Consider the following 14,309-nt stretch of genomic DNA (forward strand, 5'->3'; position numbering starts at 1 on the left):
CAACTCTCACTTACTATATATAGCCTGTGCAAAATGCTCTGCTATGTGCTTATTGGCACCCTTGTTGGTATGAATATTATCAAGCAGATACTCAGAGCTATTGCCCTCATCTATTGTTCCATAATAATTATCAATGAAAGACACACCGGTCTCTCCGCATATATCAATCATATGCTGGCGATAGGTGGTTAATCTTCCGTTTCCAAAGTCAACCATGTCTCCATTCTTAAGCACGCCATCCTGGTCATAAGCATAGCAAAATGTAAATGACATGCAGACTATTCTGATAAAAGGATATTTCTCCTGAATCATCTGAATGCCTGAATCCAAAGCTCCCATGTAAGTCATCGGATCCTGCTTGTTGCCGGGATTCATTCCGGGACGAAGCTTGATGTAATCCGTCGCGTCATAGTAAACAACAAGTGTATCAACAGTACTCATATCCAGATCAATCAAAGACTGTGCATGCTGCTGTATTGTCTGATCATTAAGTGCATAACCAGCGTCCACGAGTTCCTGACAGTTACCATTTGTTATAGCCTTAATTGTGTTGTAAAAGCTAAGTCTGTCCATGGGATCTTCCTGTCCTTCAGGATTCCCCAAAGCCATCGTGCTTCCGCCAAATCCTGCATTTATAACCTCAGCTCCTGTAGCCTTTGCTATCTGAGCACATATTCCATCATCTGACATATCGTATGTTATAGAATCATTACCAAGAACAAGGATTGTTTCCTTACCATCATCTTCATGACCTTCCTTTTTCTCTGCAGGAAGCAGGAAAATCTGATCCTCAATTTCAACCTCATACTCTGACGCATCAAGCTCTACCTGCTCCAGGTCTTTTCCCTTATTCCACTTAAGAAGCCTAAATACCCCAAAGGCGACCAGTGCCACTATCAGCCCAAGAACCAGCAGATGTACCCATCCCGGTATTCCGCCTTCATCATTTTTCCTTTTTCTTCTTTTCCTTCTTTTATCCTGTCTGTAATCCGCCATAAAAACCTCGCTTTAATACTCTTTTGAAAAAAGCTCCTCAAAATCAAACTCCGCAATAATGCGTCTCATTTTCTCAAGCTCTTTTTCAAACTCCTCCACACTACATACTTCATGCGTTCCGTTTGCAAAGCACTCAGTCATGTATCTGTTTATTCTCGGATTATAGTGTGTATAATCCGCATAATTATTTAAATCTGTTACTACCTCTTCCATGTTCTGAAAATAGAACAGATGCACATTATCATACTGCAAAAGCTCGCTTGCCGCAAATTTGTATTGATTCATGGTCGCTTCAAGATGATTCTCAGTAAGGACATTATTCCAGTAGAGAATGCTGTACGGCGGAAAGAAAATATAAAACTCCGTATCCGGATTATCAATTATAAAGGGCAGGATATTTACATGGAGGTTCTCATTGGTTTTCTCTATAAGGAGATCTGCATCCATCTCCTCCTCCACAGGCTCAGGTGCTTCATAGCCGTGCATTACATATGAGATATTATAATAATCCTCTGTCCACCAGCTGGCATAAACCTCTGACAGATTCGTAGCTTTCTTCTGAATTATGGGTTTTAAAATGTATTCCAGCAAAACGTCCTTGTTCCACAGATACTTAACATCGTTTATCGGATTCTTATCATAAAGATACATCGGAAGCTCATACTTTATCTCGTCAGGCTCTGCTGTCAGAGTCGGTATATCAAGTCCCAAAAAGACAGCTTTAACCGGTGTTTTTTGCCTTGCCGGAGTATTTTTATCAAACACTATGCTCAAAATATTGTAGTCATCCCTCGGATAAGCTCCACTGTATGAGAGCTTTAAGGTATTCAGCCCCATCAGTTCCCTGAAATCATCTGTATGAAAATTGACTGTCATGGATGACCCGATTATGCAGCTGTCGTAATCCATCCTCGTTGCCATTCCGGGATTTTGCGACAACTGATTATCTACTATGTAAGGAAATCCCTGAAGCGGTGCATGGTAATGAAAAAACGGATCCACATATATCACAAGTGCGGACACCAGCATCAAAAAAACAGCTACCACAACCCAAAAACGAAATATGAAATTTTTCCCGCCCTTATTTTTCAGACTCATAAAAGCTTCACCTAATAATACTGTTCAAAAGTTAACATACAGAAATGTACTTACTCCTCCAAGACTAAGCACACACCACACAAATATAATTCCATAAAAAAGTGTCAGCGCCCATCTCCTTAGGCCGTCTCTGTCACCCTCGGAAACTATTATTCCATAATGCTCCCCGGCAATAGTCTTCGCTGTTTTACCCACAAATATCAAAAGCGCAGAGGCCAAAAGAATAAGCCACATGCAGATATAACTGCTCTTATTCCAGTTAGGGATCGGAGTAACCTTGAAAATATACCATATTTCATCAACCATATAGCACTCCGCGAACTTTATGGAAATACGAAGACCGCTATAGGCATCAGGGTTTACAATCTTTGAAAGGACAGTAAACGCTTCAGAAGGTCCCGGAGCCCTAAAGAACACCCACGCGGCAGTTACATATATAAAGGTCAGAAGTACCTTTATTCCATTTCTTTTTCCGGGCTTAACATTCCTGCCATAAAGCCTTGTTATTACCATCAGGATTCCATGCATCATTCCCCAGATAATAAAATTCACTCCCGTTCCATGCCACAATCCGCTGATAAAGAACACAATCAGAATATTTACATACGTCCTCATAACGCCTTTTCTGCTGCCGCCAAGAGGAATATAGATATATTTTGTAAAAAACTTCGTAAGTGAAATATGCCATCTGTCCCAGAATTCAGCAATATTCCCTGCTTTGTATGGAGCATCAAAGTTTCTTGTAAGCTCCATTCCAAGCATTCTGCAAACTCCCTCAGCCATATCACAGTAACCGCTAAAATCAAAATAAAGCTGGAAAGAATATGACACCGCAAGAATTATGGCATCCATTCCGGTAAGTCCCTGAAGCCCCTGATACCCAAAGTCTACTGCCTTGCCAAGTACCTCTGCCAGGATAACCTTTTTAAAAAGCCCAAGTGTAAACAGCATAATACCGGCAGTAAGGTCATTGACGTTAACCCTTGTCTGAGAGAGTTTTTCAAGCCCTTCCTTTATACTCTTATGATCCGCAATGGGTCCCTGAAGAATTTTGGGAAAGAATGTTATATAGCTAAGATAGTCCAGCAGTTCAAACGACTCTCCATGACCCAGTTCTGCCACATACATAATCTGTGAAAAGGTGTAGAAGCTTATGGCAATTGGCATGGCACCGCTTCCAAAATACTTAAAAAAGCATAGAAATACTACATTTCCGGCAATCGCAGCCGCTTTTAAATATTTATCTCTTGTATACTCTTTGGAATTATTCTGTTTCTTATGAGTAACAGAGATGACATACGAAAAAAGTCCATTCCACAGAATACTTCCGCTAAAAACCAGTATGCTGAATCTCCCGTATCCAACGAAAAAAAAGGCTGACATTGCTATCAGCCACATTTTCATCAGCTTATCCTTAAAACCATTATCAGGATAAAAACACTGAATCAACCAAACTCCGGACAAAAAAACCGGCAAAAATATAAAAATAAAAGAATATGAATTAAATGTCATATTTACCTGCCACCCTTAGCGCTCACTGAGCGTATTCCGGATCCTCGTAAATGTTATATCCACCGACATTATCAACAAGCGTAAGCCCCATTTCATCGAGGGCTACATCTATTTTTCTGCTCTCATTCAGAACAATATATCTGCACTGAGTCAGTCTTGTGGCTTCAAGAAGCTTCTCGGCATTTATCACCTCAGGCTTCTCAAAAACTTCATGCACAGCATTGTAATAATCCCACTGCGGAACAACCATCTCTCTGCCATAAGGCATGAGTATATTGGTATCATACTGCCTGACAAACTGAAGAAGCTCAGAAGGGAATACGGCTCTTACCCTTGGTTCATCTTCACCGGGGCTTATAACGTCACATACATCCACAACCACCTGTGGAATATGATAAGCATTCTCTGCCTTGTACATGTACTGATTCTTATATACTATGCTCCCGCAAAGCATGATCAGTACACTGACCACAATAAGACCAATTCGCTTATGATTCATAAAAAGCTTACATCCCGTATATGCTATGCATGCCCCCATAGGAATAAGCCACATTATACGATAATATGTATCCCCGCCATCACTCAGCACTGCTACATACGCAATTCTGGTGTACGGAATAAAAAATCCCACAATAACCATAAAAGGCGCTACAGCTATAACAAGCCTTTTCCTATTATCCTTTTCCGCAATCAGCAAATAAATTAGTGATGCAACAAATAGCGCCAGAAGATATCCATTACCGCCATACAGTTTAAATATAACCCAGCACTCCATAAAAATTCCGTACATACAACACTCCCTGTTTCATGACTTATAACGAAACATAAATAAACAGATATATCCCCGTCGGAATCACTGATATTAAAGCTTTAGGAATAATCCTGAAATCTCTGGTGTAAATAAGGAGCAAAAATGAAAGAAGCCCTGCCAGAGCAGTTCCAAATATAATCCCCATGGAACTCATTATTCCTGCCGCCATATTAAGGAAAAACAACATAACCCAGGTGCTGTTTCTGACTATTCTAAGTCCGCCCGCTGTCTCTTCATTCCACAAAAATCCGGGTTTTCTGCAGTCATCAAACATCCACAAAAACAGCCAGATAACAAACGGAATGACAAAGTTTGCAACCATCGCTTTTCCCTGCCAGGTCCTCATCATAAGAAAGGTCTCAGGGGTGTATATTGACGTATTCCCAAACATCGCCAGTAAGGAAATAAATATCATATACACAGGAATCATGTCCTGTCTTACTCCGAGAAGAATACGTCCCATCTCAAGATATATAAGATAAGCCATAGGAATAAGCAGAAGCGGCATAATGGTATGGGATACTATCGTTGCATGTATACCACACATCTTTGCTATAAAAGCTATCCACAGAGGAAATACCGCCATGGCATGTCTGATATCCAGAGCTGTGGAGCTTCCTGTGTACGGATGTATTGTGTTCATTACATCAGCCTGCTGTGCCAGAAGCGATTCCACAACATAGTATGAATCATCTCCGTCAAAAGGGGCTTTAACCACTGCCATAACCAGCTGAAACAACACTATCGCACCAAATATACCCCAATACACAAGGCTTTCTCTTGTATACTGAAATTTCATTACCCTTACATCAGTTCTGGGACTTATCATTGCTTCAGGTTTTGATCGCTCATCCCCGGGAAAAACCAGATAAAACAAATTCCTGTTCCTGTCATATTCTTTTTGAATCTCCCAGATTTTCGAAGCATAACCTGCTATTGCAAGAATTCCCTCTATGCTTGCGAAGGCAACCGTGCACTTATGAAAAGCGCCATAGGGAATCTTTATCATGCACCAGATTGCAATGACCTCAAATACCGCAAATGACAATAGGTAACCACATAAAAAATTAATACCGATAGTCTTTTTGGTATTGGGCAATATTTTCTGAATCAAAAGCCCCATCCCCATCGGAACTATAAAAAGCCATAATATCAGAGCAAAAGCGGACAATACCACCATACTCAGTTGACCTCCTCACGTAACATTGCCTTCAGGTGTTCTGTAAAGATATTTATACCTGTAAGGTTTTCTCCACCTCTTGGAATAATCAGATCCGCATACTTTTTACTGGGCTCCACGAACTGCTCATGCATGGGCTTAACGGTATCAGAATACTGTGTAAGGACAGAAGACACGCTTCTGGCACGCTCTATAGTGTCTCTTCTGATTCGACGCATAAGTCTCTCGTCCGCATCAGTATCAACAAATACTTTCACATCCATAAGATCCCTGAGCTGTTTGTTTTCAAGAATAAGGATTCCTTCAAGAAGTATTACGGGTTTAGGGACAACATGTACTGTCTGCTCGGATCTGTTGTGAATAGCATAATCATAAACAGGTATATCTACCTCTTCACCATTCTTAAGCTTCATAACATCTCGAATAAGAAGCTCCGTATCAAAGGATGACGGGTGATCATAATTAAGCCTTGATCTCTCGTCATAGGAAAGATCATTATGTGCCTTGTAATAAGAGTCATGGCTTATTACCACGATATCATCGCCAAACTGTTCTCTTATTCTGTTTACAATGGTGGTCTTACCCGATGCAGATCCGCCGGCTATTCCTACGATACAAATTTTATTCATTAAAAACCTCTCTTTCCGAACCAAATGTATCACTCATCAATCTCATAATTGTGAGAAGACTCACAGTATATGTGAGAAAGTATCTCCCCGCTGTCATTATCATAAGTTATAAGCTGAATATCATCACTCAAATGATCATCATCATATAAGAAATTGTTCTCTTCATCTGATGTAAGATACAACAAACGAAATCTTTTCTCAATAGGAACATATGTCATTTCTCCCATGGAAGTAGACATATTCTCTACCTCCTCATAGTCCACAGCCTCATATATATTACCTGAAGCCCTGTCCACAAGCAGGAAATACTGCTGATGGTTCATGGCAGCCTCTTCTATCCTGTCTGTCCCGGACAAATTGGATACTATATGCCTGAACCACGGATCCTGAAGAGCAGGTGAATCCTCTGTAAGATATAGGATTGAACTGGTTTTTCCAAGAGATAACAAATTTAACTGTGTTGATAATTGTCTGTAGCTTACAGATTTATCCCTAAGCTCCTTGTTATAATCCGCACAGAGCTCATCCCACTTGGAATATTCAGCATCTCCTCTGTGATCCGGAAGATCCGCATTCTGTGTAAGCCATTCTCCAAGATAATTCGTAACCTTTCTGGCACCTGTTGTAGACAGATGACCTGGATCACTAAGATCGACCCTGGGATCAATAACATCTCCCATCTGGAGCATATTTATATAAGGCACACCATAATTAGCCGCAATATCCGCAGCAGAGTTGGCAGACTGAAAATCCTGAGGCTCACCCTCAAAGGGAAGGAATGTAAGAACTATTCCAATGCCATCTCTCTGACACTCATCAATTATTTTCATAAGATATTCTTCACAAACAGTGTGCTCGGGAAGTCTTGCCTCATTGTCATATTCATAGCTATAGGTTATGTCCTCCTCAAGCTCATGCTTCATCTCTGCACCCATGAGCATATTGTATTCCGATGTTCCGACAAGCTTTTGGAAGTCCTTTTGTTCCAATTCACTCCATCTGTTGTGATACACGATGAAATCAAACAGATACTGCTTTTGTATATCCGGATCGTGTACAAGATCCTTAACTGCTGCCATCTTAAGCTTGCTTAACGGATACGCATCCATATTCAAATGAAGCTGGCTTATAGCAGCCTGTCTGAATTCTTCGGGAGTCTCCTCATACATCTCATCTATGTACTCATAATTTCTGTCCATCATGAAGCAGTCAACCACAACATAATCAGGCTTACAGTAATCAAGTGCCCTTATAAGCTGCCAGTAGCTCTCTTTAAGAAGGCTTCCGTGTCCACCCAGATTGTAGGATGTTATCCCGTATTCCTCATAGAGATCCAGCGGATTTATACCGTTTATAACATGTGATGATCCTATGAAAAGTACATCCAGATGATCCTTCTTAGCCTCTTCAAAGAAATCCTTATTTTTCATGTAACTTGTTTTACGCTCCGTAACAAGCATCACTGCCACAAGCACACCACCAAGCAATATAAGAAACAGAAATGTTTTTAATATAAGAATCAGTTTTCTTTTCATGACATCATTCCTTAAAAGTTCTGATAAATAAATCCTGCCGCATCATATCCGGGCCCCCAGATTCCACATGTAACTATAAGAACCACAGCCGCGATATAAATAAGCCATCTTAGCCATATACCCTGTGTTTTTATCTTCTCTGAAATGCAGATACCATATTTGTTTGCAATATCAACGCCTATAAGAACACCTATGGCTGCAAACAGAAGAAGTACATTAGGTCTGTCAAGGCCAAGTTCATAAATCGTTCCCTTGGATATAAACCAGGGTGCAGGCTGAAAGATATGAAGAACCATATACACAGCAGCCTTGATATCCTGGACTCTGAAGAAAATCCATGCGATATTTACAATCATGAAGGTAATAATTATCTTTAGAAGTCTGTGGGAAAAGCTGATCTTTTTTACTTTAAATATTTCGCAGAGCTTCTCTCTTACAGGGGTAAGCATATGCCCTGCCACCTGATAGATTCCATGCAGAAGTCCCCATACGGCAAAGGTATAATTTGCACCATGCCATATACCGCTAAGAATGAAAACAATAAGGATATTGATATATTTTCTGACCTTTCCTTTTCTGTTTCCACCAAGCGGGATATAAACATAATCCTTAAACCAGGAAGACAGAGAAATATGCCATCTTCTCCAGAATTCCTGAACATTGGCTGAAAGATACGGGGCATCGAAGTTCTTCATAAGATCAAAGCCAAGTACCTTTGCGCATCCGATCGCTATATTACTGTATCCGCCAAAATCACAATATATCTCAAAGGTATAAAGAATCGAAGCTATAAGCGTGGCAGTACCTGCATATTTCACCGGATTATCATAGATAGTTCCGACTATTATCGCACATCTGTCGGCTATTACCATTTTCATGAAATATCCCCACATCATCTGAAGAAGGCCATCTCTCATCCTGTCGTATGAGAAATTATGAGGGTCCCTGAACTGTCTTAACATATGTCCGGCACGCTCAATAGGGCCTGATGTAATCTGCGGAAAAAATGAAATAAAAAGTGAAAGAACAAGGAAATTCTTCTCAGCGTACAAATCTCCCCTGTAAACATCAACCATATATCCAATAGCCATAAACATGAAGAAGGACATTCCTACTGCCGAGAGGAAAGTCAGTCCGCTGTATTTTGAAAGTGCCAGAATAATAAGATTTGAGATAACCACAATACCCAGTACTGTCTTCCTCTTTGCACCTTCAAGCTTTTCCATGACTCTTGCGCCTATGTATACAGAAAGAGACGTAAACAAAAGTATTGGAAAGCCCCTTAAATCAAGAGAAAGATAAAAGCCCCAGCTGATCAAAAAAAGCCAAATATATCGAAGCTTAGCGGGAACCAGAAAATAGATAAGTGCCATTACCGGCAGAAAGATTAAAAATTGAAACGAAACGAGTTGCATCATTCGACCTCATAATCATTATAAATTGCAGAAATAAAACCGCATAATTAAATAACAGTATATCAAAAACACTACAAAAAAAGAAGTGCCGGAGACCTCTCCGGCACTTGCTGTAATTATTTCTTTTTCAGGCTCTTTTTATATTCCCAGTAATCAAAACTGTTGATTTCGAGGTATGGCATCTCACTGTCATCTTTCCCTCTCAGCTTCTGAATTGTGTGAGCGAGAACAGCTGCATAAATCTGTCTTCCCTTCTCAGTATAGTGCAATCCGTCTGAAAGATAATCCTGAGCTGTTTCATTCTTTAAGTCAAACTGTGATGCATACATTGAATCAAAGTAAGGTATTCCCATTGAATTTGCAAGATTACTGCACGTATTTGCATATTCCGAAAGGGGTCCTATACCCTTACTTACTGTGTAACTGTCACCTATAAAGACGCCTTCACCATTGTACCAATAGCAGTATGAAGGTCCGCAAAGAATAAATTGTGCATTGGGGCTTATATTCTTAAGCTCGCCAATTCCGGCAGACAAAGCGCCGTTATATGTATGCGGATCAAGACCGGCTGCTGAATTGTACAGATCCTTTCCATTTAGATAATCATTCGCGCCATATTCAATAATGTAAAGATCTACATTTGCAGGCTTTACTTTTTTAAGCTCAGCTCCTGCAGGATACTGATCAAGAAATTCCGTTTTTATCTTACCTGCAAGGGCATAACAAATTCCTATAAAGCTTGAATCATCAAAGTTCTCCAGATCTGTGGACATCTCTCTTCCAAGTGAGGCTGCTGTTCCACCGATAGCAAGATTGTAAAACTTAACCTTTTTGCCAAGAAGTGCGCATGTATATGCAGGGATTTCGGATCCTGTTCCTCTTGCATTATCAAACTGACTGTCTCCGATAAAAACTATATCGTAATACTTATCTTTTTCTTCCTTGACTTCCTCCACCTCAGTGGTCTCAACCGACTGCTGTACTTCCTCCTGAGGAAGCTCAGGTTCAACTATCTCCTCAGTTGTAACTGATACGCCCTCTGCACTGCCCGCGTTAGCCACATCTCCATTTGCAGGCTCTGCGTTTTCCGAAGCCTGATTTTCTCCGGTCTGACCACCTGAAGTCTGAGCATCTTCTGCCTGTACCTCTTCTGTCTGTCCTTCAGCTGCCTGTCCTTCCGTTACCTCTTCGGTCACCTGCTCTGTAGATGCTGTCTCAGAGCTGCTATTATCGGCATTACTGTCCTGATTCTCCGTCTGAATGGCATTATCCGGATTCTTAGTTGTTAATTTAGATGGATCCCCGCATCCCCAGGCTGTAGTCACCAGTGTAAACACAGCGAGTGCCATAGCTATCTTTCTTTTCATAATAATCTCCTCTCTACTGCGCTTATTTACTCTCCTTAAGCAACCTCTTCTTTTCAGTGTTAAGGCTTATCAGGCGCATTTCAAATTCTCTTCTGTGATTTATAGTAAGGTTATGAAGTATCATCCCTGCAAACATCGACAGAAGCGATGCCATCATTACAAATCCGCACACAATAAGTGTCGGGAATCTATCCACAAGCCCCGTCTCAAGATATGCAGCAAAAATCGGCACAAAGAATGCTATCGAAATAACCGCAAGGACAATAGATACAATAAGGAAAAATCCCATTGGCTTATAATCCCTGTAAAGCCTTGCAATTGTCATAAGGACCCTCATGCCGTCCGAATAAGTATTAAGCTTGGACTCAGATCCGGCAGGTCTGTCACGGAATTCTATGATGTAATTCTCAATCTGCATGTGGTTATTCACCGCATGGATGGTCATTTCTGTCTCAATCTCAAATCCTGTGGACAGAACGGGAAAGGTCTTGGCAAATTCATAGCTAAAAGCCCTGAATCCGGTCATTACATCCCTGATGTCACAGTCAAACAAATGATTTATACTCCCTCTAACGAGGCTGTTTCCAAAATTGTGAAAAGGACGCTTGTTTTCAGTAAAATATGTCGATGATAATCTGTCTCCGACTACCATATCGGCATTTTTCTCAAGTACAAGCTCACACATCCCCGGTGCCGAATCCATTGGATAGGTGTCATCTCCGTCAACCATAACATAACATTCAGCATCTATCTCACGAAACATTCTTCTAATAACGTTTCCTTTTCCCTGAACATATTCATGGCGGACAACTGCGCCATTAGCCTCGGCAATCTCAGCCGTGCGGTCTGAAGAATTGTTGTCATATACATAAATTACAGCATCAGGAAGAGCATTCCTAGAATCCTTTATTACTTTTTCTATTGTCTGCTCTTCATTATAGCAGGGAATAAGTACTGCTATCTTGTCCATATAAACCTCTCATCCTTAATTATTCAAATCCATACACATAAATCGTATATGGTGATCCTTCTGCTTCGTAAACGCCCTTCAGAATCAGATTCTTCTCTTCGGCATTACTGATATCTATTCTGGAAAAAATATATTTACATCCCAAATCCTTAAGTGCATCGGAATCTATATAAATGTCCCTGTCAGTTACTCCGGTCATGCTTCTTGTGGCCATAACTATAGAGTCATCTGTTCCGGAATACAGATAACATCTTGCACCCCAGTCATCAAAGTATATCCTGGTATTTTCTTTTCTCTCAAGAGCGGGAGCTATTACTTTTCTGAACTGCTCCTTATATTCCTGTGAATAAAATCCAAGGTAGCCATCAAGGGTAGCTATTCCATTGTATTCCAGCACTGCAGGATGCATTCCGTAGGCAACTGACCAGTCAGATTCGTTGTAGCCAATATCGTTCTTTATTGTATCAAATAGCTCTGAAGAATAAAACTCTGAGTAGCTAAGCCTGTCTACCTCGTGTCCTGTGCGGATTCTGTACAGCGTTCCATAGGCAGTATCATAAAGGTCGTTATAATGCTTCGATCCGATAAGTATCACAAATACAGCTACTACAGGAATTATCCTTGAACAAAGTCTTAATATGACATTTTCCTTACGAGCCATTCTGATGCATATGATAAACAGTGAAGCATACCATAAAAACGGGCTGAAAAATATAGTTCTGTTAAACTGCCACCCTGTAAGAGGCGGAAGAACGAAGGCCACAAAATTTCTCATACCTTCGCTGTAGTATATTCCATAAACAATACTGTTAAAAACAAGCAGTACTGCAAACAGGTTATAGACGTCATGAAACATCCCTTTTAAATCTTTTCGGATAATATATCTGACGTTCAGAAATACAAAATATATAACACAGATAGGGAATACAAAGTATGTGTGTGCATCATCAGCATGCATCATACCATTCTTAAATACATCAAAGCTCTCGGCAAGAATCTCCGAAACGCTCATCGATGCATCCTTCATGGTGCTTCTGATTGTTATCTCATCCGAAAAGAGCATCGCTCCAAACAATCTGTACTCCAAAAGCACAAATCCTGCCGCAAGGATTATAAGCGCAAGACAAAGAGGCATTGAGAGCTTTCTGTCTGCAATCAGTCTCCATATAATAGCCAGCACCAGATATCCGAGAATAAACATGCCGAAATATGAAAAATATGACAGCACAGGATAAAAAAACAGCAGGACATAATACTTAATTACAGTTTTAGTAAATCCAAGCCTGTATATTTTTCTCAGCAAATAAATCACCAGCGGAATTGAAGCAAAACATATTCCAAAAGCCGGAAACAAATTGAGAATTCCATAAGCAAAAGCACAAATCCATGCAATATCTCCGGGATTTTCCTCAGGAAGAAAATCCTTACAGAGAAGGAGGCAGGAAATCAGTGCTATTATAATTTTTAATATGTACCCTGCAACATACGCCACGTATGTAGGAAGTATCATATAGAGTATGCTGTATAAGTAGAATTCACCCGGAAGGTTATCCCTGCTTATCCCATTAAGAAACGGGACATCCACGGCATGTGCCCAGAATGTCCCTGTATTTTTCATCATTTTATACTGGGCCACAAAAAGGTCCAGATTATCAGGTATTGCGATGTAGCTCCTCTCGCCTACAATCATGTACATTAAAAAAGCAGCTACTATAAATAAGCCAATAAAGAGGTAATGCCACCTCGATGCGATTCTTCCTGCTACTTCTTTCACAGTCCCTCCGATCGTTTATCAGTCCTCTTTCTTAAACAATCCCATTCTCTCATGTCCGCCGAGCTTATTGGGATCCCTTCCTTCAAGAATAGCCTTTACAATTGTCATACGGAAACCGGCATCAATAAAGTCGCAGTGCTTACAGAATGGCTCATTCTGTCTTCCCTGGGCAATCTTCCTTCTGACTGCCATAAATTCCTCTGATGCCCAACCATCCTTAAGACTTGTAGTAGCAAGGTCTGCATAATTTGTAACCTCAAAGTTGTCACAGCAGCATAAGCCAAGCTTTCCATTAGGCATGATCCACATATCAGTAAAGGGAAGGAGACAGGTCTCCTTAATAACCTTCTCAGTAGCCTGCTTATTCGGTGCAGAACCCGCTCTGTTTGTAAGAACCTCCTGAAGATATCTCATCTGTATCTCAATATCAAGATCCTTGAACTCATCCGGGTTAGCCTTCACATACTCATAGAGCTCCTGAATATTCTTGTGAAGCTTGAATTCCATGCTGTAATTATTGATAATCAGCTGATCAATATAGGGCTGAATCTGCTTAACCTTATCAATATTTAATATAAGTCCGTTGGTGCTCATGAAAATAAAGCTATCCGGGAGCTTCTCTCTTGCATATTTATGGCGCTCAACAATTTTAGTATCAAGCCAGGGCTCATTATTTCCATACAGAGTAAGGTGTCCCTTGTATCCCCAGTCTGCAAGCTGATCAATAATGCTCTTATAGAGATCGTCATCAATCTTGCAAAGCGGTCTCTTCTCCGCGTGAACGTTAGCAGTACAGAATGCACAGGTGGAGTTACATCTGTTGATAGTCTCGATGTTTACCACATTCGGCATCGGTACTTCCTTAGCATTCATAAAGTAATCTATATAATCCTGTTGCTGCTTATGTCTTGTAGCAAACTGAAGTTTAAGGTATGCTTCGCTAGCAAGCATAGGAAAATGCTTTCTTGCAAACCATCCGAATTTACCCATAAAACTGTTAACTTTAATTGGCATTTCATATC

12 protein-coding genes are annotated in these 14,309 nt (G+C 40.5%); all 12 read right to left on the minus strand.

Annotated features, from left to right (window positions below; all coding sequences use genetic code 11):
* Positions 1-6: 6 nt before the first annotated feature.
* The 12 genes from G602_RS0101730 to G602_RS0101785 all read right to left on the minus strand — a co-directional run bounded on the left by G602_RS0101730 (position 7) and on the right by G602_RS0101785 (position 14,301).
* The gene (locus G602_RS0101730) at positions 7-996 is read right to left on the minus strand and encodes an SGNH/GDSL hydrolase family protein (RefSeq protein WP_026657349.1); all 990 of its coding nucleotides are present in this window, start codon (positions 994-996) and stop codon (positions 7-9) included.
* Positions 997-1,008: 12 nt separating this feature from the next.
* A complete protein-coding gene (locus G602_RS0101735) occupies positions 1,009-2,094 on the minus strand; it encodes a hypothetical protein (protein WP_026657350.1) in 1,086 nt (361 codons plus the stop codon).
* A gap of 24 nt (positions 2,095-2,118) precedes the next feature.
* Positions 2,119-3,543, minus strand: coding sequence for an MBOAT family O-acyltransferase (locus G602_RS0101740; protein WP_196808566.1), 1,425 nt, complete (start codon positions 3,541-3,543; stop codon positions 2,119-2,121).
* A gap of 85 nt (positions 3,544-3,628) precedes the next feature.
* Positions 3,629-4,396: a hypothetical protein gene (locus G602_RS0101745; RefSeq protein ID WP_026657353.1), complete on the minus strand. Its 768-nt coding sequence runs from the start codon at positions 4,394-4,396 to the stop codon at positions 3,629-3,631.
* Positions 4,397-4,418: 22 nt separating this feature from the next.
* A complete protein-coding gene (locus G602_RS0101750; protein WP_026657354.1) occupies positions 4,419-5,597 on the minus strand; it encodes a DUF6077 domain-containing protein in 1,179 nt (392 codons plus the stop codon).
* A 2-nt stretch (positions 5,598-5,599) separates the two neighbouring features.
* Positions 5,600-6,226 (minus strand): uridine kinase, encoded by a 627-nt coding sequence (gene udk, locus G602_RS0101755; protein ID WP_026657355.1) that lies wholly within the window; start codon positions 6,224-6,226, stop codon positions 5,600-5,602.
* 29 nt (positions 6,227-6,255) lie between these two features.
* A complete protein-coding gene (locus G602_RS0101760; RefSeq protein ID WP_026657356.1) occupies positions 6,256-7,761 on the minus strand; it encodes a hypothetical protein in 1,506 nt (501 codons plus the stop codon).
* An 11-nt stretch (positions 7,762-7,772) separates the two neighbouring features.
* The gene (locus tag G602_RS0101765) at positions 7,773-9,179 is read right to left on the minus strand and encodes an MBOAT family O-acyltransferase (RefSeq protein WP_081675797.1); all 1,407 of its coding nucleotides are present in this window, start codon (positions 9,177-9,179) and stop codon (positions 7,773-7,775) included.
* A gap of 113 nt (positions 9,180-9,292) precedes the next feature.
* Positions 9,293-10,543, minus strand: coding sequence for an SGNH/GDSL hydrolase family protein (locus tag G602_RS0101770; protein WP_026657358.1), 1,251 nt, complete (start codon positions 10,541-10,543; stop codon positions 9,293-9,295).
* A gap of 22 nt (positions 10,544-10,565) precedes the next feature.
* Positions 10,566-11,513, minus strand: coding sequence for a glycosyltransferase family 2 protein (locus tag G602_RS0101775; protein ID WP_026657360.1), 948 nt, complete (start codon positions 11,511-11,513; stop codon positions 10,566-10,568).
* Positions 11,514-11,532: 19 nt separating this feature from the next.
* The gene (locus G602_RS0101780) at positions 11,533-13,287 is read right to left on the minus strand and encodes a DUF6044 family protein (RefSeq protein WP_026657361.1); all 1,755 of its coding nucleotides are present in this window, start codon (positions 13,285-13,287) and stop codon (positions 11,533-11,535) included.
* Positions 13,288-13,305: 18 nt separating this feature from the next.
* Positions 13,306-14,301 (minus strand): radical SAM/SPASM domain-containing protein, encoded by a 996-nt coding sequence (locus G602_RS0101785; protein ID WP_026657362.1) that lies wholly within the window; start codon positions 14,299-14,301, stop codon positions 13,306-13,308.
* Positions 14,302-14,309: the final 8 nt, after the last annotated feature.

This window comes from Butyrivibrio sp. AC2005 (genome assembly GCF_000424145.1).
Lineage (GTDB): Bacteria > Bacillota > Clostridia > Lachnospirales > Lachnospiraceae > Butyrivibrio.